Below are 356 nucleotides of genomic sequence, written 5' to 3'. Positions count from 1 at the left end.
GTGCGGGGGTGCGGGGGTGCGGCGACGCGGAACGGGCGGGCGCTCAGCCGGTGGTGCGGCGGCGCAGCAGGACGCCGACGCTGCCGCGTTTGCTGAGGTAGGCGCGCCCGTTGCAGACGGCTTCGACGACCGGGTGGACCAGGGGGAGGCGTTCGGCCTCGGTCCAGGTGGGGTTGCGGGCGAGCCAGGGGTCGAGTGTGCGGGCGAGGGCGCCCGGTTCCAGCGCGACATGGACGGTGTCGGTGGGGAGGTCGTCGAGCAGGTCGAGGTCCTGGCCGTAGTACAGCATCTCGATCAACAGGTAGGCCGTGCCGGGAAGATGGGGTTGGACGGCGAGGGCGGCCAGGGCGTGGGGG

At 73.6% G+C, this 356-nt stretch carries 1 pseudogene; it reads right to left on the bottom strand.

The features are described 5' to 3' along the window. Positions 1-43: 43 nt before the first annotated feature. Positions 44-356, bottom strand: a pseudogene (locus E0D90_RS26975) (hypothetical protein); the annotation flags it as partial.

This window comes from Streptomyces otsuchiensis, assembly GCF_004305975.1.
In the GTDB taxonomy this organism is placed as follows: Bacteria; Actinomycetota; Actinomycetes; order Streptomycetales; family Streptomycetaceae; genus Streptomyces; species Streptomyces otsuchiensis.
Note: the sequence above shows the minus strand (reverse complement) of the source record. Positions and strands in the feature narration are given on the sequence as shown.